Raw genomic sequence first — 23,851 nt, forward strand, 5'->3', positions numbered from 1 at the left:
CAAGACCACACCTTCAGGACAAAGGTCTGGAGGGATTAGCGGAGAAGATATCCGCCAACGGCACAGACGATAAGGAACAGAACCGTTGCAGAGAAGAAGCCGGCGCTGGTGAAGAAGCCGAATGCCATCGCGATCAGAATGGCAATGCAGACAAGCGTGCCATACTTTGCGATGCTGAGGAAAGCGCTGTAGGTGCGCTCGTGCTCGCGATAGTCCATCTGGGCACCCGTTTCGACCGGACCGGTCGTCAAGTGGTCTGCCATCAAAAAACCCTCCAAAATCGTTTCATGCGCAGATAGCGAAAAGCATCGGCTTGGGCAATGGCCGTGATGCCGCGCCTCGGCATTGTCGCGGATTTCTCGATGGGTAACGGTTGGTGCGTGCGTTGCGCTCGCCTCGACACAACGCTCGCCTCACCCGACCAGATGCGGAAACAGCCCGAGCAAGCCCACAATGATTAGGTAGATGGCGACGATGTAGTTCAACAGGCGCGGCACGATGAGAATGAGCAGGCCGGCGATCAGCGAGACAAGCGGCGCGACGGCCGGCGTTGAGAACGTCATGGCGGTTTCCCCTTTTCTGACGGCGCCGAGAAGGCGCTTCGATCCCGCAGGTTGTCGCCCATTGCCTGCAATGACCCTCCGGGCGAAATCAGAACGGAAAAGGATTGGAAAGGTTCAACGCGCCGCGGTGCCCAGCGCCGGCGCTCATGCCGCGTCGCTGTAATACTTCGCGGTCGGCAGGACCGTCAACGGCGCCAGTTCACCCCCTTCTGGCCGGGCAAACAGCAGCCGCTGCTCGAGCGGCGTGGAACGGAAGAAAGGGAAACGCGCGTAATAGCGCTGGCGGTTGAGATAGGCGTTGGTCCGGTACAGCACCACCTTGCTGAAAACTCCCGGATAACCTCGCGGCTCGCTGATCTGCTCCGAATAGTAGACCCGCTTGTAGAAGCCTGCATGGTCCTCCCGTACGGTCGAAAGTCCATACGGCGTCTCGAAATAATAGCAGGCCATTCCGGCCAGTCGCAACGTCACGTAAGCCAATTGCGGATATACGCGGGTCCATTCGGGGTCGGAGGCGAACCGGCTGGGACAGATGAAGGTGTCGCCCGCGGCGAGTAGCGGCAGAACGACATCGCCGAACGCCTTCACCGAAGGCGAAAAAGGCGTCTCCTGCGTAACGTGGTGAATCCGCATCGTGCTGACGAGGCGTTGATCGATATAAATGCCGAAACGATAGACATTCGGCGTCTCGTCGAGCTCGTCGCTGATCGACTGATTCTCCATGTCAGGGACGATATCGTTGATGCGATAGGCCTTGTACCGAAGGCGATATATGTCCTCGACGTCTTCGCCCCTGTCGCACCGGCGATATTCGGTTCGGTCCAGGAGCTCCAGCACCTTCTGCGCGAAACTCGAGACTTCCGGCGCATCGCCGCCGCCCTCACGGGCATTTCTATCGATCGGCATCTGATGAATACCCATTGCTACCCCTTACTTGAACCCGCCGGGAGGGTAGCGAAAGGCGTATACCTGTAAAGGCTTAAACTGTAATCGTTATATTTACCTGGTATTAACCTTAATTAAAAATAACCTGCTTATAATTTGAATCCTCTGTCGGAACTACGGCGTCTATAGCGCCAATCGTGGACCAAGTCGAGAAACGCCGATCAGGTTGATCAGCACTTGGCTACCCTCATCTCCTCGGCGAAAGGCCACACGGTACTCGACATCGTCCGGATACCGGAGGCACTCAGCGCCGACCCGAAGAGGAAGCCTTGAACCAGATCCGGCTTGACCTCCAACGACAGGATCTTCAGCTGCTCATATGTCTCGACGCCTTCGACCGTCACCGCGAGCCCCAGCGGCCGCGAGAGATTGACGATACCCTTGAGCAAATCGAGCGAGTGGGGATTTTGGGTGACGTCCACCAGGAAGCTGCGGTCGATCTTGACCTTGTCGAGCGGCAGCTTGTGCAGATAGCTGAGGCTTGAATAGCCCGTGCCGAAATCGTCGAGCGCGATGCGCACGCCCAGTTGCTTGATCTCCTCGATGTACTGGCGCGTCTGCGACTTGTCGTCGAGCAGCGCAGTCTCCGTCACCTCGATCTCCAGCCTCCATGGAGCGAGCCCGGAATTGACAAGCGCGTCGCGTACCTTGTCGACCACATCGCGGCGGCGGAAATCCTTGGCCGAGAGATTGACAGAGACACCGATCGGCGAGGGCCACTTGGCGCATTCGCCGCACGCAGCATGCAGCATGAAGGTACTGATGTCCGAGATGATGCCCATCTCTTCTGCCAGCGGGATGAAGACCGCCGGCGAGATTGCGCCAAGATCAGGGTGATCCCAGCGGCACAACGCTTCGCAGCTTGCAATCCGCATCGTCTCGATCGCGACGATCGGTTGAAAGACCACGCGCAGGCGCTTTGCCTCAACAGCGCTCCTGAGGTCGGCTTTCAGGAGTTGCTTGTCACGGAAAGCCGCGTCCATGGCCGATTCGAACAGTCGCCAGCCGTTCTTGCCGAGTTCCTTGGCCTTGTACATCGCAAGGTCCGCCTTGACGATCATGGCGTCGGCGTCGCTTTCGTTCACGCGCGACAGCACCGCGCCACCGCTGGCCTGGAGGCGCAGCATATGGCCGGCGACATCGACATCGCCCTGTAGAATGAGAAAGATCGCGTCCAGCATGGCGGCCATATGGCTCTCATCCTCGACGCGATTGAAGAAGATCATGAATTCGTCGCCGCCGAAGCGACTTACCTTGACGTCTTCGCTGGCGAGATGGGCCAGCCGTTCCGCCGCTGCGTAAATCAAGCCGTCGCCCACCGGGTGTCCAAGCGTGTCATTTACGCTCTTGAAGTCATCAAGGTCGAGGACCGCCAGCGCGCACAGGCGCTCACGGTCGCCCGAGGCCATGCACTCGCCCACGATCTCGTGGAAATAGGCGCGGTTCGGCAAACCCGTAAGGCTGTCGTAACGGGCCATGGAACGGATCTTCTCTTCGGCCTCGACGCGCTGCGTGACATCCTCGAATGTGATGACACCGAGTTCCTGGTTTCCGGCGCGTGCCGAAAACTCGTAATGCTGTCCGTTCGTCAAGGAAACGAGGACCTTGCGGTCCCGCCCTTCATGTAGCGCCCGCGTCAGCTGCACCTCCACGTAGCGGCAGTCCTTCGGTGACAGCAGCCCGCCGGCCACGCCGCGCTTGAGAAGCGAGCGGACCGAACGCCCAAGCAGGGCGTCGGGAGACTTGAGCGACATCAAATGCGCGGCCTCTGCATTGGCCACCACCACCTTGCCGTTCGGTCCAAGCATGACCAGGCCGTGCGACATGGTGTTCAGCGCGCGATTGAAACGGCCGGCAATGCGGTTGGCCCGTTTCTCCGCCGAGAGCGCCGTGAACAGAACTTCCCGAACCGTATCGGCATATCTGTGAATCGCCAGCAGGAAGGGCGCGGAAAGCAGGCCAAGGGTTACGTGGTAGAAGTCGCCGCGCAGAATGAAGCCGAGCGACATCGGGCAGGTCAACGTGATGATCAGGATGATCACCATGCGTGGCGAACCATAATTTCGGCCGGCAATGCCGGTCGCGGAGGCCAGCGAGATGCACACCGCGGCAATCTCGGCAAAGGCGTCTTGAGCGGTGTAGATGGCAACCAGGCAGAACGTGCCCAAGGCGGCGCCGTGCATCGCGCCATAGACGATGTAGCGGTTCTCGTGCCTACGGGCCTCCGCCCGCGTCGTGATCGGCGGGAGCTTCCCGAATTTGCGCATGCTCCCGACGCGCAGCAAGCCAACGATCAGAAGGACGAATATGATCGCGAGGAAGGCGGCATTTCCGGTTTTGGCCCAGGCGAGCGTGATGAGCGCCATCTGGGCGGTAATGCCAATAGCAAGGGTGAAACCGTCGCGAAAAAGGGTTTCCACAAACGGGATATAAATGTCGTCCGGAAGCTCTTTTTTGCTCGCAGTCACTTCTGGTTCCCATTTTGGGACCCTAGCAATGCCACAGTCGCCTTAAGAAAGACTTATTCCCCGCATGCGCCGATCAAACCTGGCGAAAGACGCGGTCTTTGCATTAAACCCGGTTCTTCTGCCCCCTGTCACTCCGCCGCCTGCCGGCTCGCCGGCAAGGCGCTCGAGCAGCCGCGTCCGCTCGCCGGCCGCCTTCGTTGCACTCGCCTTCCTGACATGGCCGTAGCCGCGGATCAGCGCCGGCACCGAAGCGAGTGCCGCTGCCGCGTCAATCCCGCCAGCCGCGATCGAGCCGCGGATCAGGTCCAGGTCACCCTCATATTGAGACAGCAGCTCGCGCTCCATGCGCCGCTCGGCGGTGTAGCCGAAAACGTCGAACGCCGTGCCGCGCAGCCGTTTCAAGGCAGCGAGCACCCGAAAGCCCGTCATCATCCACGGCCCAAAACTCGACTTGCGCGGCTTGCCGTCGGCGTCGCGGCGGCCGAGGATCGGCGGCGCAAGGTGGAATTCCAACCGGTCGTAGCCCTGGAATTGCGCCGAGAGCTGCCGCGCGAAGGAGCCGTCGGTGTAGAGCCGCGCGACCTCGTATTCGTCCTTGATCGCCATCAGCTTGAACAGGTTTTTTGCCGCCGCCTCGGTGACGACGGTGGAACCAGGCGAAGCCTTGGTTTCGGCCGCGCGTAACGCCTCGATGCGGTCACGGTAGCGCTTCGCGTAAGCCGCTTTCTGGTAGGCTGTGAGAAAATCCACCCGTCGCGCGATCATCTCGTCCAGCGTCCGCGCCGGCTCCACGCTCGCGGCGCTCGCCGGTTGCGCGACCAGCCCGCGCACGAATTCCGGCTCATGCGCCGCGCGCCGGCCCCAGCGGAAGGCGGCGACGTTCATGGCCACCGCCTGTCCGTTGAGTTCGATTGCCTTTTCGATCGCGTCTGCCGAAAGCGGCAGCCCGCCATTCTGATAGGCAAAGCCGAGCAGGAACATGTTGGCGCCGAGCGAATTGCCGAACAGCGCGGTGGCGGCGCGTGTGGCGTCGAAGAAGTGTGCATGCGCCTCGCCCGCGGCGTCCCGGATCGCCTTCTTCAGCCGCTCTGTCGGCAACGAGAAATCGGCCGAGCGGGTGAATTCGCCCGGCATCACCTCGGCCGTGTTGGCGACGAAGATGGTGTGCCCCTCGCGCACCGCCGCCAGCACCTTCTTGGCGCCGGAGACGACAAGGTCGCAGCCCAGGATCAGGTCGGCCTTGCCGGCAGAAACGCGGATGGCGTTGATGTCCTCCGGCGTGTCGGCAATGCGAACATGGGTGAAGACCGAGCCGCCCTTCTGGGCTAGCCCCGCCATGTCGATCATGCCGCAGCCCTTGCCCTCCAGATGCGCGGCCATGCCCAGGATCGCGCCGACCGTCACAACGCCGGTGCCGCCGACACCGTCGATGATCGACGACCAGCCGTTTCCGAGCGGGAATGGCTTGGGCTCCGGCACGCCGGCCAGCGGGTCGGACTTTCCGGCGATACCCTCCGCCTTGCGGATCTTGGCGCCATGCACCGTCACGAAGGAGGGACAGAAACCGTTGACGCAGGAAAAATCCTTGTTGCAGCTCGACTGGTCGATCTTGCGCTTGCGGCCGAACTCGGTCTCCACCGGCTGGATCGAGACGCAGTTGGACTGCACGCCGCAGTCGCCGCAGCCCTCGCACACCAGTTCGTTGATGAAGACCCGCTTGTCCGGATCGGGAAACGTGCCGCGCTTGCGGCGGCGGCGCTTTTCCGCCGCGCAGGTCTGGTCGTAGAGTAGCACCGACACGCCCTTGACCTCGCGCAACTCGCGCTGCACCCGGTCGAGGTCGTCGCGGTGATGAATGGTCGCGCCGGCGGGGAACTCGACGCGGCCAGCATATTTGCCCGGCTCGTCCGTCACCACGGCGATGCGGTCGACGCCCTCGGCGCGCACCTGCCGCGCGATCATGTCCACCGTCAGCCCGCCCTCATGCGGCTGGCCGCCGGTCATGGCGACGGCGTCGTTGTAGAGGATCTTGTAGGTGATGTTGGCGCCGGCCGCTACCGCGAAGCGGATTGCCAGCGTGCCGGAATGGTTGTAGGTGCCGTCGCCGAGATTCTGGAAGATGTGCTGGCGCTTGGAGAACGGCGCCTGGCCGATCCACTGCGCGCCCTCGCCGCCCATGGCGGTGAAGCCCACCGTCGAACGGTCCATCCACAGCGCCATGAAATGGCAGCCGATGCCGGCGGCAGCGAGCGAGCCCTCCGGCACCTTGGTCGAGGAATTGTGCGGGCAGCCCGAGCAGAAGAACGGCGTGCGCCCGCCCACATCCTTCGTGTCGGCCAGCATCGCCTGGAACTGGCGCAGCCGGCTGACGTGGGCGGCGATCTCCTCCGAAGGCCCGATCACTTTCAGGATGCGCTCGCCCAGTGCAATGGCGATGTCGTTGGGGTCGAGCGCGCCCTTGGCCGGGAACAACCAGCCGCCGCGCTCGTCCTTCTTGCCGATGACGATGGGCTGGGTGGCGGTGTTGTAGAGGTTTTCGCGCACCTGCACCTCGATCAGCGAGCGCTTTTCCTCCACCACGATCACGGTTTCCAGCCCGCGCACGAAGTCGGCGATGTGCTCCAGATCGAGCGGCCAGGGGCAGCCTACCTTGAACAGCCGCACGCCCAGCTCGTTGGCGCGCTTCTCGTCGACGCCGATGTCATCCAGCGCCTGGCGCACATCGAGATAGCTCTTGCCCACGGTGATGATGCCGAGCCTGGCCTGGGAGCCGCCGGAATAGACGATGCGGTTGAGATTGTTGGCGCGGATGAAGGCGCTGGCCGCCGCGCGCTTGTATTCGTGCAGGCGCGCCTCCTGGCCAAGCTGGTCAAGCTCGTTGCGGATGTTCAGGCCGCCCGGAGGCATGTCGAACTCGGGCAGCACGATGTTCAGCCGGTCGAGCGAGGCGTCCACCGAGGCCGTCGATTCGATGTTGTCCTTCACGCATTTGATCGCCGCCCAGGTGCCCGAGAAGCGCGACATGGCGTAGCCGTAGAGGCCGTAGTCGATCAGTTCCTGCACGCCGGCCGGATTGAGGATCGGCATCATGGTGTCGATGAACAGGAATTCCGTCGCATGCGCGTTGGTGGAGGATTCGGCCATGTGGTCGTCGCCCATCAGGGCGAGCGCGCCGCCATGCCTGGACGAGCCGGCCAGGTTCGCGTGGCGAAACACGTCGCCGGAGCGGTCCACCCCGGGCCCCTTGCCATACCAGAGCGCAAACACCCCGTCATGCGTGCCCTCGCCCAGCAATTCGGCCTGCTGCGCGCCCCAGCAGGCGGTAGCCGCCAGCTCTTCGTTGAGGCCGGGTTCGAAGACGATGTCGGATTGCTTGAGCTGCGCCCTCGCCTTCCACAGTTGCATGTCGAGCCCGCCCAGCGGCGAGCCGCGATAGCCCGAAACGAAACCTGCCGTGTTCAGCCCCGCGCGGCGGTCGCGCTCGCGCTGCATCAGCAGCATCCGCACCACGGCCTGCGCCCCGGAAAGGAAGACGCGTTCCTTGCCAAGGTCGAATTTGTCATCGAGCGCGACGTCGTGCAGCGTCATCAGGCGTTCCTTTGCGGAAGCGGCCGGCGAATCGGGGCGCCAGCATTCAGACAGACTGGACCAGAGCTGCGCTCCCGGAAAGTCCATTGAAGCGAAGCACCTCCGGCGTGAAAGCGCAAGGGTGGCGCCAGGCCTGGCTTGCGCGCACGCACAGGGAATTGTCCCATCGCAGGCATTCTCATGGCCTCTCTTGTTGCCCGTCAGTTCGCGCCGGGACAAGTCACCTCACGCCCGCCGGGCAGCCTGCCGTCCGGGTGGCCGGCCAGTTCCGGGTTGGGCTCGTAGCCCGGCCCGACAACCAGCGGCCGGTCGGGCAGCATGCTCTGGTCCTGCGAAGAGACCATGGTGGTCTCGATCTCCTGCAGCAGCGCGCCATCCTGCCCCTCGATGCGGATCGACACCTTGTAGGGTCGGTCCTTCACCACGCATTCCAGTGGCGGGCTCTCGATGGTCACCTTCTTGTGTTCCGGAAAAAGCTTCTGGCGCACCACCAGCGGCGCGCCGCCGGCCGGGTTTTCGAAGGTCGTCACCGCAATCTGACCCTCGCCGATGGGCTGGATCGGATTCAGCGTCACCAGATAGTTCACCGTCGCAACGCGGTAGTTGAACACCATCAGCCGCCCTGAAACCTCGAACAGCCTGCCGGTGTCGCGGCATGCGCCCAGCAGCAACGGCGCCAGCAGGATGGAGGCCAGAACGGGGCGGATGCGCGCATGCTCAAACATGGGAAACCTCCTCCTTGTGGCGACGGTAGTGGCGCCTGGCCTTCTGGCGGTTGCCGCACACCGCCATGTCGCACCACAGGCGGCTGGCATTGCGGCTGCGGTCGACGAACAGCCAGTTGCAGTTGGGGCAGATCCGCAGCCGGCGCAGATTGTCGGCTGAAAGCAGCGACAGCGCCGAGACCGCAAGTGCGGCCTCAAGCGCCAGCGGCTTACCGGGATCGCCGAATGGCTTTTCCGGCGTTCCGACATGCTCCTTGTGCCGCGCCAGCCCGTCGGCGCAGGCGCGCAGGAATTCAGGCAGGTGGGCCGTCTCCACGCCGCCGCTCAACGCCGCATGGCGGAACAGCCGGTCCGTCGCCTCTCGAATGGCCAGCACCTCGGGCAGCACCGCCTCAGCGTCGCTGACGACGAGTTGCCGCGCGCCCAGTTCGCCGGCACGGAAGCCGGTCGCGGCCGCCGCAAAGCGGGGCAACTCGGTCGCCTGCGCAAAGCGGTCGAAACAGCGCTCCGGATCGCCACGCAGCACCACCGTGTTGGCGACGTCGAGCGCCAGCACGCCGCCGGAGAAGCGATGTCTCGTCCATGCAACTGCCATGGCAAAAATCTAACCTGTTAATGGCCTTTGACAAGTTAGATTTTTCGAAGCAACCTTCATCTCATGCCGCACGGTGCGCGGCGAGCGGGCTGCCCATGCTCTATTTCTTCCAGCAGTTCCTGAACGGCCTGCACATGGGCGCGCTCTATGCGCTGCTGGCCTTCGGCTATGTGTTGGTCAACGGCGTGCTCCACCGCACCAACCTTGCCCACGGCGCGATCTTTGCCTTCGGCGGCCAGACCATGATCCTCATTGCGGTCTTCGGCTGGCAGGTGCTGTGGATGACGCTGCCGACGACGATCGCCTTCGCCATCGCCGCCACCTTTGCCTATGCGGCGCTTGTCGGCTTCGTCCTGTCGCGCAACGTCTTTGAGCCGCTGGCCAAAAGTTCGCCCAACGCCATAGTCGTCGCCACGCTCGGCGTGCTCCTGTTCCTCACCGAGCTTGCCCGCATCTCCGCCCAAACGCATGATTTCTGGCTGCCGCCGCTGCTTTCCATGCCGGTAGTCTTCGCGGAAGGCGCCGGATACAAGGCCACGCTCACCGTCATCCAACTGCTCGACTGCGCCATCATCGTCGTCGTGCTGGCAGCGTCCGGCTTCGTCCTCGCCCGCTCGCGCTTCGGGCGCGACTGGCGCGCCGTCTCCGACGATCCGGCCGCGGCCGCCATGTGCGGCGTCGACACGCGCTTCGTCTTTCGCGGCGCGGTGCTGGCCGGCGCGCTGACTGCCGCGCTCGCCGGCATGCTGGCGGCGCTGCATTTCGGCAATATCGGCTTTGGCAGCGGCCTCGTCTTCGGCCTGAAGGTCCTGTTCGTCACCGCTGTCGGCGGCTATCGCTCTCCGGTACGCGCCGCGCTCGGCGCCCTCGGCTTCGGCATCGCCGAGTCGCTGTGGAGCGGCTATTTCCCCATCGAATGGCGCGACGCCTGGATGTTCCTGCTGCTGTCGGCCATGCTGGTGCTGCGTTTTTCCGGCCGGGACACGCTGCAATCCTCCCGCCCAGATTTCCAGGGTTTTCCTCAACGGTAGGAGCCTGAAACGCCGGATTTCCCGGCAAAGCCGACATGGCCCCACCCGAAAACTGTGCCGCGCGTTGTTGACGCGCAGCCGCCGCTCATCTTACCGATGAGCACAAGGAGCCGTCGGGAGGGAAACGAACGGCACCACCGAGGAGGAACCGCATGGCAGCGCTGCTTGCTCTCTCCAGAGCCATAGATCGTGTCAATGAAGTCATAGGTCGATGGGTCGCCTGGCTCATCCTTTTGGCAGTGCTGATCAGCGCCGCCAACGCCATCGTCCGCAAGACCTTCAACATCTCGTCCAACGCCTGGCTGGAGCTGCAATGGTACCTCTTCGGCGCAGCCTTCCTGCTCGCCGCGGCCTATACGCTGAAGCAGAACGAGCACATCCGCATCGATGTGGTCTACGGCATGTTCTCGCGCCGGGTGCAGCACTGGATCGATCTGCTCGGGCACGTCTTCTTCCTGATGCCGTTCACCATCCTGATGATCTGCTATTTCGTGCCCTATGTGAGCCTGTCGGTCCGCTCCGGAGAAATGTCCTCCAGCGCCGGCGGCCTGATCCTCTGGCCGGCCAAGGCGCTGCTGCTGATCGGCTTCGTGCAGCTTGGTTTCCAGGGCGTTTCCGAGATCATCAAGAAGATCGCCGTGATGCGCGGTGACATCGACGACCCGAACCCCTTCATTTCCGCACACGAGCAGGCTGAGCTCGAGGGCAAGGCTCTCACCGAGGAGGTGCGCCCATGATGCACCTCATCGCCGAGAACATGGCGCCGATCATGTTCTGCTCGCTCATCGTTTTTCTGCTGCTTGGCTATCCGGTTGCCTTTTCGCTGGCTGCCAACGGGCTCTTGTTCTTCTTCATCGGCGTGGAGCTCGCCCCCTATTCGGACAACAGCATCAACCTGTCCTGGCCCCTGCTCTACGCCATGCCCGAGCGGCTCTGGGGCGTGTTGTCGAACGAGACGCTGCTGGCGATCCCGTTCTTCACTTTCATGGGCATAGTGCTCGAACGGTCCGGCATGGCCGAGGATCTGCTCGACACCGTCGGCCAGCTGTTCGGTCCGATCCGTGGCGGCCTTGCCTATGCGGTGATCTTCGTCGGCGCGCTGCTGGCGGCCACTACCGGCGTGGTGGCGGCGTCCGTCATCGCCATGGGGCTGATCTCGCTGCCGATCATGCTGCGCTATGGCTACGACCGGCGGCTCGCCTCCGGCGTCATCGCAGCATCCGGCACGCTGGCGCAGATCATCCCGCCCTCGCTGGTGCTGATCGTGCTGGCCGACCAGCTCGGCCGTTCGGTGGGCGACATGTACAAGGGCGCGCTGCTCCCCGGCCTGGTACTGACCGGCATCTACATCTGCTACGTCGTGGTCATGTCGATCATGCGGCCCAAGTCGATGCCGGCGCTGCCTCTGGAAGCCCGCACGCTCGGCCATGGCGTCACATCGCTTGCAGTCGCACTCGCGGTCGCGACCGCGGTGGCCTACGCGGCTCACGTCGCGCTGACACCCAGCGTCGGCGTGGACGCGGACATCTGGGGCGCCGTGGCCGGCATCACCCTCATCTATACCGTGGCGATTGCAGACCGGGCCATGGGGCTCAACATGATGTCCAGGCTCGCCCAACAGGTCATCATCGTGCTGATCCCGCCGCTGGCGCTGATCTTCCTGGTGCTGGGCACCATCTTCCTCGGCATCGCCACGCCTACGGAGGGCGGCGCCATGGGCGCCGTCGGCGCGCTCGTCCTGGCGGCCGCCAAGAAGCGCCTCACGCTCGACGTGGTTCGCCACGCGCTTGCCTCGACCACCCGGCTGTCGTCCTTCGTCATCTTCATCCTCATCGGCGCGCGCGTCTTTTCGCTCACCTTCTATGGCGTCAACGGCCATCTCTGGGTCGAGCATCTGCTGACGTCGCTGCCGGGCGGCGAGGTGGGCTTCCTCGTCGCCGTCAACATCCTGGTCTTCCTGTTGGCCTTCTTCCTTGATTTCTTCGAGCTGGCCTTCATCATCGTGCCGCTGCTGGCCCCGGCGGCCGACAAGCTCGGCATAGACCTGATCTGGTTCGGCGTGCTGCTGGGCGTCAACATGCAGACCAGCTTCATGCATCCACCCTTCGGGTTTGCGCTGTTCTACTTGCGCTCGGTGGCGGCGCGCGTGCCCTATCTCGACAAGATCACCGGCAAGCGCATCGAGCCGGTCACCACCGGCCAGATCTATTGGGGCGCGGTTCCCTTCGTGGGCATCCAGGTTCTCATGGTTGCCCTCGTCATCGCCTTCCCGCAGATGGTGATGCACTACAAGGGCCCGACGATTAACCCGGATGACGTCAAGATCGAGATGCCAGCCATGCCCGGCCTTGACGGAGGCGGCCTTGGCCTGCCGCCACTCGGCGCGCCCGGGGAAGGCGCTTCGCCTGGTCCGGCGCCGCTGGTTGCCCCGGAAGCGCCGGTAAGCGACCTGTCGCAGCCGCCGAGCTTCAACTGACCAGACGACGAAGCCCGGCCGTCGAGCCGGGCTTCTCCGCTTTACGTGTCTACAGACATGGCCAAGAAAAAACCCGGGGCGCAAGCTCCGGGTTCCCCCTCATCTGCTTTTGGGCAATGGCTCAGAGCTTGCCGTTGCGCTGCTGGACCATCATGAAGGTGTCGTAGTTGTATTCGGCAACCTGCATGTTGAGGTAATAGTCCTTCCGGAAATCCTTGATCGAATCCCAGATTTTCTTGAACGGAGCGTTGTTGGCCTCGATCTCGGCATAGGTCTGGTTTGCCGCATCGAAGGAGGCTGCCAGAATTTCCTGGCTGAACGGTCGAAGCTGTGCACCGGCAGCGACGAGACGCTTCAGAGCCGCCGTGTTGAGGTAGTCATAGGCGGAGAGCATGTTCGCGTCGGTTGCCTGGGCGGCCACCTTCAGCACCGACTGGTACTGCTTCGGCAGCTCGTTGAACTTGTCCTTGTTGAACAGGCTGTGGACCGTCGGGCCGCCTTCCCACCAGCCGGGGTAGTAGTAATAGGGCGCGACCTTCACGAAGCCGAGCTTCTCATCGTCGAACGGTCCGACGAATTCCGCGGCGTCGATGGTTCCCTTCTCGAGCGCCGGGTAGATGTCGCCACCGGCGAGCTGCTGGGGAACCACGCCAAGCCGCTCAAGAACCTTGCCGGCGAAGCCGCCGACGCGGAACTTGAGGCCCTGAAGATCGGCAACCGTGTTGATTTCCTTGCGGAACCAGCCGCCCATCTGCACGCCGGTATTGCCGCTCGGGAAGCCGATGATCCCCTGCGTTCCAAGAAATTCGTTGAAGATGTCGATGCCGCCGCCCTGATAGTGCCAGGCGTTGATGCCACGCGCGTTGAGCGAGAACGGCACGGCCGAACCGAGCGCCCAGGTCGGATCCTTGCCCCAGAAGTAGTAGCAGACGGTATGCGCGGCCTCGATGGTGCCAGCGGTCACCGCATCCGCAACCTGCAGCGCCGGAACGATTTCGCCAGCAGCGAAGACCTGGATCTGGAAATTGCCGTCCGTGACTTCAGACACATATTTCGACAGCGTCAGGGCGCCGCCGAAGATCGTGTCCGACAGGCTCTTGGGAAACGACGAGGCCAGGCGCCAGGTGATTTTCGGGTTCGACTGTGCAATGGCGGGAGCGGCCAGCGCAGTAGCTGCGACAGCTCCAGCGCCGGTCAGGCCGGCCTTGCGTATGAATGAACGGCGATCCATTAGTTCCTCCCATTTGGACCAGGACGAGCCGGATACCCTTGAATTTTAATCATTTCCGGCTTAGTCGCGGTTGAAAACAAAACATGGCGGCCGGTTCGAGTCCAGCGCCCCAATCTCCGAAAAACCGGGAAAAGTGCGACTTCGCAGCCGCCAAAACCGTGGTCCTGCGGGGATTCCTTCCATCCGATTTCCGGAAACTCTGTTGGAAAGCTGCTTGAAAATCGCCTATTTAAGCAGCAATTGCCATTCCGCCTGTTTGGCCCGCCCTGTTTGGAAAGCACCAAATCAAATGCACAAGCCGCTTGTCGCAGTCTCGACCGATGTCCGCCAGTTTGAAAACTACACCTGGCATGCCGCTCCGCAGCAATATCTGGAAGCCGCCATTGTCGGCTCGGACGTGACTCCGATCCTCGTGCCCAATTTCGGCGACCGCATCGACCTCGACCGGCTTCTCGCCTCGGTCGACGGCGTCATGATCACGGGCTCCAAGTCGAACGTGCATCCCTCGCTCTATGGCGAGGAAGCAACCGAGGCCAACGGCCCCTATGACACCGACCGCGACGCCACCACCCTGCCCCTGATCCGCAAGGCGATCGAGCGCGGCGTGCCGCTTCTGGCCATCTGCCGCGGCCTGCAGGAAATGAACGTGGCGCTGGGCGGCACGCTTGCAGCCGAGATCCAGGAGCGCGAAGGCTCGCTCGACCATCGCGCCCCGGTCAGCGACGACCAGGACGAGCGCTTCGCCATCCGCCACAAGCTGTCCATCAAGCCGGGCAGTTGCCTGGCCGACGTATTCGGCGCCGGCGAGGTCATGATCAATTCGGTCCACCGCCAGGCCATCGATCGGCTCGGCGGCCGGCTTCAGGTCGAGGCGGTGGCAGAGGACGGCACGGTGGAAGCTGTGTCGGTGAAGGATTCGCGCGCCTTTGCCGTCGGCGTGCAGTGGCACCCGGAATACTGGGTCAAATCGGACAGCGCTTCGGCAAAAATCTTCAAGGCATTCGGCGAGGCCGTGCGCCTGCACGCAGCCGCCCGCGACGGCACGCGCCAGGCGGCAGAGTAGCCATCGAAATTTCAGATCGTCTTCGACACTTTGCCCGCGCGGTTCAACCTCGCGGGCATTCTTGTATCCGGCCTACGGCTTCGCGCTCACATGCGCCGTCTCGGACACCGGCGTCAGCAGCTTGCGCTCGGAAAACCACGAGATCAGATTGTCGGCCACCAGATCGGCCATGGCGTTGCGCGTGTGCACCGAGGCCGAGCCGACATGCGGCAGAAGCACCGCATTGGGCAGGTCGATCAGCGCCTGCGGCACTTGCGGTTCGTCGACGAACACATCCAGCCCGGCGGCATGGATGGTGCCGTCGCGGAGCGCCGCGACCAGCGCCTCCTCGTCCACCGTGCTGCCGCGACCGATATTGATGAACACGCCGTCGGGCCCGAGCGCCTTGAAGATCTTTGCATTCACCACCTTTTCCGTCGCCGCGCCGCCCGGCACCACCGAGATCAGCGTGTCGACCGCACCTGCCAGTTCCTCAAGGCTCGGATAATATTCATAGGCCAGCCCCTCGACCGGGCGGCGGTTGTGGTAGGCGATGGAGATGCCGAACGCCTCCAGCCGCCGCGCGATCGCCATGCCGATCCGACCCATGCCGAAGATGCCGGCGCGGCGGCCGCGCAATGTCGCGGGCGTGAAGGGATAGTTGCCCTCGCGCGCCCAGCGCCCGGCGCGCAGATAGGCTTCGGCGCGGGGCAGTTCGCGCACCGTGTTGATGAGCAGGCCGAGCGCGGTGTCGGCCACTTCCTCGGTCAGCACGTCGGGCGTGTTGGTCACCATCACGCCCCTGGTTCCGGCGTGGGCGGCGTCCACCGCGTCATAGCCGACGCCGAAGGAAGCGATGATCTCCAGGTTGGGCAGCGCATCGATGAAGGCGGCGTCGAGCGGCTCCAGGAAGCCGCTGGCGGCCACGCCGCGCACGTCGCGCCTCAGTTCCGGCGTCAGCAGCGCCGGGTCCACCCTGTCGATGCGCACCATGTTGAAGGCCCCATCGACCCGCGTCACGGCGCGCTCGTGCAGACGGCCGGGCACCAGGACCGTTACGGACGGATGCAGTTGATTCATTTTCTCTCCACGGGCTTGGCGGTGGACTGCCTGACATGCAGCTCCGGCCTTATCAGTTCCTGCGACGGCCGCACCGGCTGGCCATTCAGCTTGTCCAGCAGCGCGCTTGCCGCGCGGCGGCCCACTTCGCGCTGGCCGTTCCACACCGTGGTCAGCGCCGGCGTGGCGATGGCTGCTTCCTCGAGATCGTCATAGCCGGTCACCGAAATGTCCACGCCCGGCACCAGGCCGGCGCGCGCAATGCCGTTCATCAGGCCGATGGCGACGAGGTCGTTCCAGCACACGGCGGCGGTCGGCCGATCCTGCAGCGCCAGGAACTGCCCGGCCGCCTCGAAACCGGCCTGCTTGGTGCGCGGGCCGGGGAAGCGCCAGGATGCCGAGGGCTCCAGCCCCGCGGCCTGCATGGCCTTCAGGTAGCCCTGGTAGCGGTCGCGCCCGGTCGAGGTCTGGTCCGTGCCGCCGATCATGGCGATGCGCTTGTGGCCGAGAGAAATGAGATGGTTGGTGGCCAGCCCAGTGCCATAGGCATCGTCGCCCCGGAACACCGGCACATTGGCGCCCTCCACCCGGCGCGCGATCAGCACCGCCGGCAGGCCGTTCTCCTCCGCCATCCTGATGTCCTCAGCCGGCGTGCCGATCGCCGGCGACATGATCACCCCGTCGGCGCCCAGCTGCAGCAGCGTGTCGACGAAGGTGCGCTGCTTTTCCAGGTCGTCATAATGGTTGGAAAGGATGAAGGTCTGGCGGCTGCGGTCGAGCTCGCTTTCGATCGACTTCAGGATTTCGGCGAAGAACGGATTCATGATGTCGTGCACCACCACCCCGACGATGCCCGACCGCGACGTGCGCAGCGAAGCCGCGCGGCGGTTGTAGATGTAGCCGATGGCGCGGGCATGTTCCTTGATGCGCTCGCGCGTCGCATCGGCCACCAGCGGGCTGTCGCGCAGAGCGAGCGAAACCGTTGCCGTCGAAACGCCCAGGGCATCCGCAATGGTCGAAAGCTTGATTTTCTGTGCCAGCACGTCCTCCCGGCCCACAGGGCGCATGGCTTTTAAACAGTTTAAAAGCCTATACGACATTCAGGCAGGGCAAATCAAAGCCTTTTTGCCAGGTCCTCGTCCTCAGCCATGGGCACGGTGCGGCGCCCCAGGCGAAGCTGGCGCTCACGGTGGACGATGTAGAAGCCGCTGGCCACGATTATGCCGGCGCCGCCCAGCGTCCAGCCGTCCGGCAGCTGGTCGAACACGAGGTAGCCGAAGCCGATCATCCACACCATCTGCAGATAGGGATAGGGCGCCAGCGCCGTGGCGGTGGCCTGCTTGTAGGCCTTGATCAGCAGCCAGTGGCCGAAGCCGCCGAAGAAGCCCAGCAAGAGCAGGATCATCCACTGGAACGCGTCGGTCGGCAGAGCCGCGGTGTAGAGCCCGACCGGAAGCATCAGCACCGCCGGCGCCAGCGCCGAATAGAAGATCAGGCTCTCGGCCGTCTCGGTCGCGCCCATGTGCCGGGTCATGATGACATAGAGGCAATAGCTGATCGTCGAGCAGATGGCATAGACATGGCCGATCTCGAAGGCGGCGACGCCCGGCCGCGTGATGACCAGCACGCCGACGAAGCCGGCCAGGATGGCCATCCAGCGCCGCCAGCCGGCCCATTCGCCCAGCAGCGGCCCGGCCAGCGCGGTGATGACCATCGGCGCGAAGAAATAGATCGACGTGGTCTCGGCAAGCTGCAGGGTTCTCAGGGCTGCGAAGTTGAAGATTGTCGAGCCGAACAGGAACACGCCGCGCAGCACTTGCATCGGCAGGCTTTTCACCCGGAACATGGCCGGATTGGCCCAGCTGCGGAACAGCAGCAGCACCAGAACCACATGCACCGCGAAGCGCACCCACGAAATGAACGTAGCGGGCAGGCCCGACAGCACCAGATACTTTGCGCTGGAATCGAGACAGGAAAACAGGAAGCCCGCGCAGAACACCAGGAGGATTGCGGATGTGGGGGTCGCCTGTTCGCTGGCGGCAGTGGACTTGCTCACGATTCGCAGCCGGTCTGGTGATTTGTTTCGACCGCTTGTCGGCCACCTTACCGTGGTGCGCAAGCCGAAAGCTGTGGTCCAGGTGACGAAAGGCGCGATGCCTTCAGGCCCCGGCGCTTTCTTCCGTTTCCTCGGCTTCGTCATGCACCACGAGGGCGGTGCCGGAAAGATTGGCTTCCACGCGCTGCAGAAGCTTGCCCAGCAACTTCTGCTCCTTCTTGTCGAAGCCACGAAACGCCTGCTTTTCGGTCTTTCGCACCGATTTCTCGATGGCGCGAATCGTATCTCGCCCATTCTGGGTCAGGAACACATGCGCCTGGCGCGCGTCGGATTCGGAGGCGCGCTTTTCCAGAAAACCCTGCACCTGCAGCCGGTTGATGGTCTTGGTGATGGTGGGCGGGCGAACACCGAGCCGCGTCGCCAGCTGGCCGGGCGTCTGCCCGTCCTCAAGGTTGAGCGCCAGCATGATCTGGTCCTGCCCGGCATAGAAGCCGTGCTCCAGCAAGCGCGCGGCCAATGCGGTTCGCGACAGCCGCGCCGCCGAATGCAGGTGGTTCATGGTCGCGCTTCTGTCTGCCTTGGCCATTCGTCACCTCTCCGCTCGACGCCATGCCGCCAGCCCTTTGCCGGCAACCGGGCCCGACGCGCTCATGCCAGATGCAAATAACAGTCGGATGACAAAGGAAAGTAGTCGATCGGCCCGCATCCTCCAACAGCCATGCTTGCGCGCGTCCGAAATTCTAGGCCGCAATGGCCCCGCCTCGCCGAAAGTCCTGCCCGGATTGGTGCGTGCAAAAGCGCCCCCGCCGTCCTATATGGAGCCCAACCATCCTATCGAGGACATCATGAGCGAAGCACAGACGCAGATCCCCGTAACCGTGCTCACCGGCTATCTCGGCTCGGGCAAGACCACGCTGCTTAACCGCATCCTCTCCGAAAACCACGGCAAGCGCTATGCCGTCATCGTCAACGAATTCGGCGAGATCGGCATCGACAACGACCTGATCGTGGAATCCGACGAGGAAATCTACGAGATGAACAATGGCTGCGTGTGCTGCACGGTGCGCGGCGACCTGATCCGCGTCGTGGAAGGCCTCATGCGCCGCCCCGGCCGCTTCGACGCCATCGTGGTGGAAACCACCGGCCTGGCCGACCCCGTGCCCGTGGCGCAGACCTTCTTCATGGACGAGGACGTCCGCTCCAAGACCAAGCTCGACGCCGTGGTGGCGCTGGTGGACGCCAAGCACCTGCCGCTGCGCCTGAAGGACAGCCGCGAAGCGGAAGACCAGATCGCCTTCGCCGACGTAGTGCTGGTCAACAAGACCGACCTGGTGGACGAGGACGAGCTGCGGGCGGTGGAAGCCACCATCCGCGCCATCAACCCCGCCGCCGCCATCCACCGCACCACCCGCGCCGGCGTGCCGCTGGAAACGGTGCTCGACCGCGGCGCCTTCGACCTGAAGCGCGTGCTCGAGAACGATCCGGATTTCCTGGACGCCCACGACCATGACCACGATCATGAGTGCGGGCCGAATTGCGACCACGACCATCACCACCATCATCACGATCATGACCATGACCATGATCACGACCACCATGGTCATGTCTCGCCCATCCACGACGTGACGGTGCAGTCGGTATCGCTGCGCGCCGGCGAGATGGACCCGAAGAAGTTCTTTCCCTGGATCGAGAAGATCACCCAGCTCGAGGGGCCGAATATCCTGCGCCTCAAGGGCATCATCGCCATCAAGGACGACCCGGAGCGCTACGTCATCCAGGGCGTGCACATGATCATCGAGGGCGACCACCAGCGCGCCTGGAAGGACGACGAAAAGCACGAAAGCCGCCTCGTCTTCATCGGCCGCCAGCTCGACGCCGAGCGCCTGAAGCGCAGCTTCGAGGCCTGCCAGGCGGCGTGAGCCCACTCGGCAGGCGCTCGAGCGCCTGCCCCGCCCATTCTTGCCCAGGCTGGAAAGGTCGAGTAATCCCGGTCATCGGCTCCCGTCGCGCCGACGACGGACGCTTTCGACAGCATCGATCCGATCAGCAGTATCCAACGGAAGACACTAGAGCCCATGCCCACAGTCGCGCCGCTTGATCTCGAAGGCCACTGCATCGCCGCCGTCTTCCTCGGCGGCGTGCCGCATTTCGCGCTGGCCGATGGCGTCGTCCACCTGCTCGACCACGGCCACAAATGGACCGAACTGCACGACGGGCTGCTTTCCACCGCCTTCGATCCGGCCAGATCGCGGCTGATCACCGGCGGCGAGGACGGCAAGGTCCGCGCGCTCGGCGCTGGCGACGCGGTCGAGACCCTGGCCGAAGTCGGCAGGAAGTGGGTCACCAGCGTGGCGGCCGGCCCGCAGGGCGCCGTCGCCTATGCCACCGGCAAGGTTGCCAGCGTGCGCTTCGCCGACGGCAAGGTAAAGGATTTCGTCCATCCCCGTTCGGTCGAGGGCCTGGCCTTCGCGCCCAAGGGCATGCGCATCGGCGTTGCCCGCTACAATGGCGCGACGCTGCATTTCCCGGCCACAGAGGGCAAGCCGACCGAACTGGAATGGGCCGGCGCCCACACCGGCATCACTTTCTCGTCCGACGGCAACTATGTCGTCACCACGATGCAGGAAAACGCCCTGCATGGCTGGAGGCTTTCCGACGCCAAGCACATGCGCATGAGCGGCTATCCGATGAAGGTGAAGAGCCTTTCCTGGAGCGCCAAGGGCAAGTGGCTGGCAAGCTCCGGCGCGCCGGCTGCAATCGTCTGGCCGTTCCAGGGCAAGGACGGCCCGATGGGCAAGGCGCCGCTGGAGCTCGGCACCCGCGGCAACGCCGCCGTCACCTGCGTGGCCTGCCACCCCAGCGAGGACATCGTGGCCATCGGCTACAATGACGGCATGATCCTGGCCGCCCGCTTCGCCGACCAGAAGGAGGTGCTGCTGCGCCGCCCCGGCAAAGGCGCCATCACCGCGATGAGCTGGGACGACGACGAGCGCCGCATCGCCTTCGGCTCAGAGACCGGCGACTGCGGGGTCATCGATATAGCGGGCTGAGCGACTCTGCCCACTCCCTGCCCCAACTTCCCGCCATTGCCTGGATGCAGGCGTGACGCTACAACTTCTGCTCCACGATAATGGGCAGGAAATAATTGCGGACATCAGGGAACAAGGCCACCACGCAGGGCGGCATCAGTCTGGCGCGCATAGCAACCATTCGCGCCACCGAAGCAACCGCATTCCGCGAGGCGCGGCCGAAATCCGAGGCGGCTGTCGGCAATGGCCTCAAGGGCTTCCTCGACGGCGTGCCGATGCACTGGATGAACGACTGGCCGACCCCGTTTCCCATCCTGGTCGAGAAGGCCAAGGGCGCCACCATCACTGACATCGACGGCAACAAGCTGGCCGATTTTTGCCTGGGCGACACCGGCTCGATGTTCGGCCATTCGCCTGAGCCGGTAGCCAAGGCCATCCGCCGCCAGGCCAAGCGCGGCCTGACCTACATGCTGCCCAGCGAGGACGTGTTGCCGCTGGGCGAACTGCTTGCCGCGCGCTTCGGCCTGCCGCACTGGCAGATCGCCACCACCGCCACCGACGCCAACCGCTTTGCGCTGCGGGTGGCGCGTGCCATCACCAACCGGCCCAAGATCCTCGTCTTCAACGGCTGCTACCACGGCTCGGTCGACGAGACGATGGTTCGGCTGAAGGACGGCAAGCCGATCAACCGGCCGGGGCTCGCCGGCGAGTTCCGAGACCTGACCCAGAGCGCACAAATCGTCGAGTTCAACGACCTTCCCGCGCTGGAGGCCGCCCTTGCCGAGGGCGACGTGGCCTGCGTCATCACCGAGCCGGTGCTGACCAATTGCTGCATGGTGCTGCCCGAGCCCGGCTTCCACGAGGGCCTGCGCGCCATTACCCGCCGCCATGGCACACTGCTTCTCATCGACGAAACGCACACCATCTCCACTGGCCCTGGCGGCTACACGCGCAGATACAATCTCGAGCCCGACCTGTTCGTGCTCGGCAAGCCGGTGGCGGGCGGCGTGCCGGCCAGCGTCTGGGGCATGAGCGAGGAAGTGGCGAGCCGCTACAACGCCTACAACCTCACGCGCGAAGCCGGTTTTTCCGGCATGGGCACCACGCTCTCGGCCAACCCGCTGCAGTTCGCCGCCATGCGCGCGAACCTCGAAGAGGTGATGACCCAAGAAAACTACGGGCATATGGAAAAGCTGGCCGGCCGGCTTGCCGCCGGGCTGGAAGCCTCGATCGCGCGCCACAACCTGCCCTGGCACGTGCAGCGCGTGGGCGCCCGCGTCGAGTTCATCTGCGCCCCCGGCCCGCTGAAGAACGGAGCCGAGGCCGAGGAAGCCCATGCGCCGAAGCTGGAGGCGGCCATCCATGTCGCGCTGGTCAATCGCGGCGTGCTGATCGCTCCATTCCACAACATGATGCTTGTTTCGCCGGTGACGACCAGGAAGCAGGTCGACAAGCTGATCGCCGCCTTCGACGACATCGCCAAAGATCTCGTGGCGTGATTTCTCCTGCATCCCCATGGGCCCGGCGGCCGTGGGGATGACTGACCGCAGCATCATCGCCCATGGCGACTCGAAAACAGAGTATTTCCCAATGACTTCCCCTTCCGGCTCGACCGTCGAAGAAGCCCAGGCTTTCCTCGACGCGCATCCCGAGATCGAAGCCTTCGACATTGTGCTCACCGACCCCAACGGCGTCGGCCGCGGCAAGATCATCCGCCGCCACGAACTTATGGGCCTCTACGAGGGCGGCCGCCATCTGCCGATCTCCATCCTCGGCCTCGACATCACCGGCGAGGACGTGCACGAAACCGGCCTGATCTGGGATTCCGGCGACGGCGACCTGCGCGCCTGGCCCATTCCCGGCACGCTGGTGCCGCTCCATGGCACCAGCCCAGCGCGCGGCCAGGTGCTGATGTCGATGTTCCACCTCGACGGCGCACCGATGACGTCCGACCCGCGCCTTGCGCTGGTGCGGCAGGTGGAGGCGCTCGCCGCCAAGGGCCTGCACCCGGCCGGCGCCTTCGAGCTGGAGTTCTTCCTGCTTGCCAACGAGCGTGACGCCGAAGGCCGCGTGCAGCCGGCCAACGCCGTGCTGGATGGCCGCAGGAGCGGCAAGACCGAGGTCTATTCGGTCGACCATCTGCACGGCATGGAGCCGCTGTTCTCCGACATCTACGCCGCTGCGAAGGCACAAGGGATTCCGGCCGAGACCGTGATTTCCGAATATGCGCCGGGCCAGTACGAGCTGACGCTTCACTATCGCAAGGACGTGCTGCGGGCGGCCGACGATCTCGTGATGCTGAAGCGCCTGGTGCGCGCGCAGGCGCGCCGCCACGGCGTCACCGCCTGCTTCATGGCCAAGCCCATCGAGAAATATGCCGGCTCCGGCATGCATCTCCATGTCTCGCTGCAGGACGACGCCGGCACAAACGTCTTCACCGAGGCCACCGATGGCCAATGGTCGCCGACGCTGCTTCACGCGCTGGGCGGGCTTGCCGACACCATGGCCGAATCCATGCTGGTGTTTGCCCCGCACGCCAATTCCTGGCGGCGGTTCGTGTCGCAGTCCTATGCGCCGGTGGCGCCGACATGGGGCGTAAACAACCGGTCGGTAGCGCTGCGCGTACCGGCCGGCGACAAGAAGAACCGCCGCATCGAGCACCGCCCCTCGGGCGTCGACGCCAATCCCTATCTCGTCGCCGCCACCGTTCTGGCCGGCATCGCCAAGGGGCTGGACGAGAAGCTCGATCCGGGCCTGGAGGTCACCGGCAATGGCTACGAGGCGGACACCGGGGCGCATGGCAAGATGCCGTCCGACTGGCGCAGCGCCATCGAGGCGGCGAAGGCTTCCGCCTTCCTCAAGCAGGCGCTGGGCGAGGACCTTCACCGCACCTTCACGGCGATCAAGGAATCCGAGTATTTTCGCGTCGCCCGCACGGTGAGCGAACTGGACTACCACCTCTATCTGCACGAGGTGTAAGCGGCGGCACATTTGCCGGAACCTGCGCGCCCCTCGCTCATTTCTCGCGCGAGGGGTTTTTGCA

The 23,851-nt window shown here is 64.2% G+C and carries 20 protein-coding genes; 8 read left to right on the top strand and 12 right to left on the bottom strand.

The features are described 5' to 3' along the window. Positions 1-35: 35 nt before the first annotated feature. The 7 genes from ABLE86_RS19550 to ABLE86_RS19580 all read right to left on the bottom strand — a co-directional run bounded on the left by ABLE86_RS19550 (position 36) and on the right by ABLE86_RS19580 (position 8,884). Positions 36-263, bottom strand: coding sequence for an aa3-type cytochrome c oxidase subunit IV (locus ABLE86_RS19550; RefSeq protein WP_348780659.1), 228 nt, complete (start codon positions 261-263; stop codon positions 36-38). Positions 264-413: 150 nt separating this feature from the next. Further along, complete coding sequence (locus ABLE86_RS19555; RefSeq protein ID WP_348780660.1) at positions 414-563, bottom strand: DUF3096 domain-containing protein; 150 nt, start codon at positions 561-563, stop codon at positions 414-416. A gap of 144 nt (positions 564-707) precedes the next feature. Beyond that, positions 708-1,484 (bottom strand): hypothetical protein, encoded by a 777-nt coding sequence (locus ABLE86_RS19560; protein ID WP_348780661.1) that lies wholly within the window; start codon positions 1,482-1,484, stop codon positions 708-710. A 194-nt stretch (positions 1,485-1,678) separates the two neighbouring features. Beyond that, positions 1,679-3,976 carry an EAL domain-containing protein gene (locus ABLE86_RS19565; RefSeq protein WP_348780662.1) on the bottom strand — a complete coding sequence of 766 codons (2,298 nt, stop codon included), beginning with the start codon at positions 3,974-3,976 and terminating at the stop codon, positions 1,679-1,681. Positions 3,977-4,018: 42 nt separating this feature from the next. Beyond that, positions 4,019-7,651, bottom strand: a complete 3,633-nt coding sequence (locus ABLE86_RS19570; RefSeq protein WP_348780663.1) for an indolepyruvate ferredoxin oxidoreductase family protein — start codon at positions 7,649-7,651, stop codon at positions 4,019-4,021. Positions 7,652-7,764: 113 nt separating this feature from the next. Then, on the bottom strand, positions 7,765-8,289 hold the full coding sequence (locus ABLE86_RS19575) for a hypothetical protein (RefSeq protein ID WP_348780664.1): 525 nt from the start codon (positions 8,287-8,289) through the stop codon (positions 7,765-7,767). Further along, on the bottom strand, positions 8,282-8,884 hold the full coding sequence (locus ABLE86_RS19580; protein WP_348780665.1) for a CGNR zinc finger domain-containing protein: 603 nt from the start codon (positions 8,882-8,884) through the stop codon (positions 8,282-8,284). Before ABLE86_RS19580 ends, ABLE86_RS19575 begins: the two co-directional genes overlap by 8 nt. Positions 8,885-8,979: 95 nt before the next feature. Here ABLE86_RS19580 and ABLE86_RS19585 point away from each other — a divergent pair, with 95 nt between their 5' ends. From ABLE86_RS19585 to ABLE86_RS19595, 3 genes are all read left to right on the top strand, one after another. Further along, positions 8,980-9,915 carry a branched-chain amino acid ABC transporter permease gene (locus ABLE86_RS19585; protein ID WP_348780666.1) on the top strand — a complete coding sequence of 312 codons (936 nt, stop codon included), beginning with the start codon at positions 8,980-8,982 and terminating at the stop codon, positions 9,913-9,915. A 152-nt stretch (positions 9,916-10,067) separates the two neighbouring features. Then, positions 10,068-10,652 (top strand): TRAP transporter small permease subunit, encoded by a 585-nt coding sequence (locus tag ABLE86_RS19590; protein ID WP_348780667.1) that lies wholly within the window; start codon positions 10,068-10,070, stop codon positions 10,650-10,652. Next, a complete protein-coding gene (locus ABLE86_RS19595) occupies positions 10,649-12,391 on the top strand; it encodes a TRAP transporter large permease subunit (RefSeq protein WP_348780668.1) in 1,743 nt (580 codons plus the stop codon). Before ABLE86_RS19590 ends, ABLE86_RS19595 begins: the two co-directional genes overlap by 4 nt. Positions 12,392-12,512: 121 nt before the next feature. Here ABLE86_RS19595 and ABLE86_RS19600 read toward each other — a convergent pair whose 3' ends face one another. Further along, the gene (locus ABLE86_RS19600; protein WP_348780669.1) at positions 12,513-13,622 is read right to left on the bottom strand and encodes a TRAP transporter substrate-binding protein; all 1,110 of its coding nucleotides are present in this window, start codon (positions 13,620-13,622) and stop codon (positions 12,513-12,515) included. Between the two features lie 289 nt (positions 13,623-13,911). On the opposite strand from ABLE86_RS19600, the gene ABLE86_RS19605 reads away from it, so the two are divergent. Continuing rightward, positions 13,912-14,685, top strand: a complete 774-nt coding sequence (locus tag ABLE86_RS19605) for a gamma-glutamyl-gamma-aminobutyrate hydrolase family protein (protein ID WP_348780670.1) — start codon at positions 13,912-13,914, stop codon at positions 14,683-14,685. 72 nt (positions 14,686-14,757) lie between these two features. Here the strand turns inward: ABLE86_RS19605 and ABLE86_RS19610 are convergent, their stop codons facing one another. From ABLE86_RS19610 to ABLE86_RS19625, 4 genes are all read right to left on the bottom strand, one after another. After that, positions 14,758-15,744, bottom strand: a complete 987-nt coding sequence (locus ABLE86_RS19610) for a 2-hydroxyacid dehydrogenase (protein ID WP_348780671.1) — start codon at positions 15,742-15,744, stop codon at positions 14,758-14,760. Beyond that, a complete protein-coding gene (locus ABLE86_RS19615; RefSeq protein ID WP_348780767.1) occupies positions 15,741-16,763 on the bottom strand; it encodes a LacI family DNA-binding transcriptional regulator in 1,023 nt (340 codons plus the stop codon). Before ABLE86_RS19615 ends, ABLE86_RS19610 begins: the two co-directional genes overlap by 4 nt. Before the next feature lie 74 nt (positions 16,764-16,837). Next, positions 16,838-17,731, bottom strand: coding sequence for a DMT family transporter (locus tag ABLE86_RS19620; RefSeq protein WP_348780768.1), 894 nt, complete (start codon positions 17,729-17,731; stop codon positions 16,838-16,840). A gap of 151 nt (positions 17,732-17,882) precedes the next feature. After that, positions 17,883-18,365 (bottom strand): MarR family transcriptional regulator, encoded by a 483-nt coding sequence (locus ABLE86_RS19625; protein ID WP_348780672.1) that lies wholly within the window; start codon positions 18,363-18,365, stop codon positions 17,883-17,885. A 259-nt stretch (positions 18,366-18,624) separates the two neighbouring features. Here ABLE86_RS19625 and ABLE86_RS19630 point away from each other — a divergent pair, with 259 nt between their 5' ends. The 4 genes from ABLE86_RS19630 (at position 18,625) to ABLE86_RS19645 (ending at position 23,787) form a co-directional block, all read left to right on the top strand. Beyond that, a complete protein-coding gene (locus ABLE86_RS19630; protein ID WP_348780673.1) occupies positions 18,625-19,698 on the top strand; it encodes a GTP-binding protein in 1,074 nt (357 codons plus the stop codon). Between the two features lie 156 nt (positions 19,699-19,854). Then, the gene (locus ABLE86_RS19635) at positions 19,855-20,829 is read left to right on the top strand and encodes a WD40 repeat domain-containing protein (RefSeq protein ID WP_348780674.1); all 975 of its coding nucleotides are present in this window, start codon (positions 19,855-19,857) and stop codon (positions 20,827-20,829) included. Positions 20,830-20,924: 95 nt separating this feature from the next. Beyond that, positions 20,925-22,307, top strand: coding sequence for an aspartate aminotransferase family protein (locus ABLE86_RS19640; protein ID WP_348780675.1), 1,383 nt, complete (start codon positions 20,925-20,927; stop codon positions 22,305-22,307). A 91-nt stretch (positions 22,308-22,398) separates the two neighbouring features. After that, on the top strand, positions 22,399-23,787 hold the full coding sequence (locus tag ABLE86_RS19645) for a glutamine synthetase family protein (protein ID WP_348780676.1): 1,389 nt from the start codon (positions 22,399-22,401) through the stop codon (positions 23,785-23,787). The last annotated feature ends 64 nt before the right edge of the window (positions 23,788-23,851 follow it).

The sequence above is a fragment of the Mesorhizobium sp. KR2-14 genome (assembly GCF_040049255.1).
In the GTDB taxonomy this organism is placed as follows: Bacteria; Pseudomonadota; Alphaproteobacteria; order Rhizobiales; family Rhizobiaceae; genus Pseudaminobacter.

Bases quoted from the DNA above. Each gene is read 5' to 3' on its own strand.
- ABLE86_RS19550 (WP_348780659.1), bottom strand. From the start codon at position 263: ATGGCAGACCACTTGACGACCGGTCCGGTCGAAACGGGTGCCCAGATG.
- ABLE86_RS19555 (WP_348780660.1), bottom strand. From the start codon at position 563: ATGACGTTCTCAACGCCGGCCGTCGCGCCGCTTGTCTCGCTGATCGCC.
- ABLE86_RS19560 (WP_348780661.1), bottom strand. From the start codon at position 1,484: ATGGGTATTCATCAGATGCCGATCGATAGAAATGCCCGTGAGGGCGGC.
- ABLE86_RS19570 (WP_348780663.1), bottom strand. From the start codon at position 7,651: ATGGACTTTCCGGGAGCGCAGCTCTGGTCCAGTCTGTCTGAATGCTGG.
- ABLE86_RS19575 (WP_348780664.1), bottom strand. From the start codon at position 8,289: ATGTTTGAGCATGCGCGCATCCGCCCCGTTCTGGCCTCCATCCTGCTG.
- ABLE86_RS19580 (WP_348780665.1), bottom strand. From the start codon at position 8,884: ATGGCAGTTGCATGGACGAGACATCGCTTCTCCGGCGGCGTGCTGGCG.
- ABLE86_RS19585 (WP_348780666.1), top strand. From the start codon at position 8,980: ATGCTCTATTTCTTCCAGCAGTTCCTGAACGGCCTGCACATGGGCGCG.
- ABLE86_RS19590 (WP_348780667.1), top strand. From the start codon at position 10,068: ATGGCAGCGCTGCTTGCTCTCTCCAGAGCCATAGATCGTGTCAATGAA.
- ABLE86_RS19595 (WP_348780668.1), top strand. From the start codon at position 10,649: ATGATGCACCTCATCGCCGAGAACATGGCGCCGATCATGTTCTGCTCG.
- ABLE86_RS19600 (WP_348780669.1), bottom strand. From the start codon at position 13,622: ATGGATCGCCGTTCATTCATACGCAAGGCCGGCCTGACCGGCGCTGGA.
- ABLE86_RS19605 (WP_348780670.1), top strand. From the start codon at position 13,912: ATGCACAAGCCGCTTGTCGCAGTCTCGACCGATGTCCGCCAGTTTGAA.
- ABLE86_RS19610 (WP_348780671.1), bottom strand. From the start codon at position 15,744: ATGAATCAACTGCATCCGTCCGTAACGGTCCTGGTGCCCGGCCGTCTG.
- ABLE86_RS19625 (WP_348780672.1), bottom strand. From the start codon at position 18,365: ATGGCCAAGGCAGACAGAAGCGCGACCATGAACCACCTGCATTCGGCG.
- ABLE86_RS19630 (WP_348780673.1), top strand. From the start codon at position 18,625: ATGAGCGAAGCACAGACGCAGATCCCCGTAACCGTGCTCACCGGCTAT.
- ABLE86_RS19635 (WP_348780674.1), top strand. From the start codon at position 19,855: ATGCCCACAGTCGCGCCGCTTGATCTCGAAGGCCACTGCATCGCCGCC.
- ABLE86_RS19645 (WP_348780676.1), top strand. From the start codon at position 22,399: ATGACTTCCCCTTCCGGCTCGACCGTCGAAGAAGCCCAGGCTTTCCTC.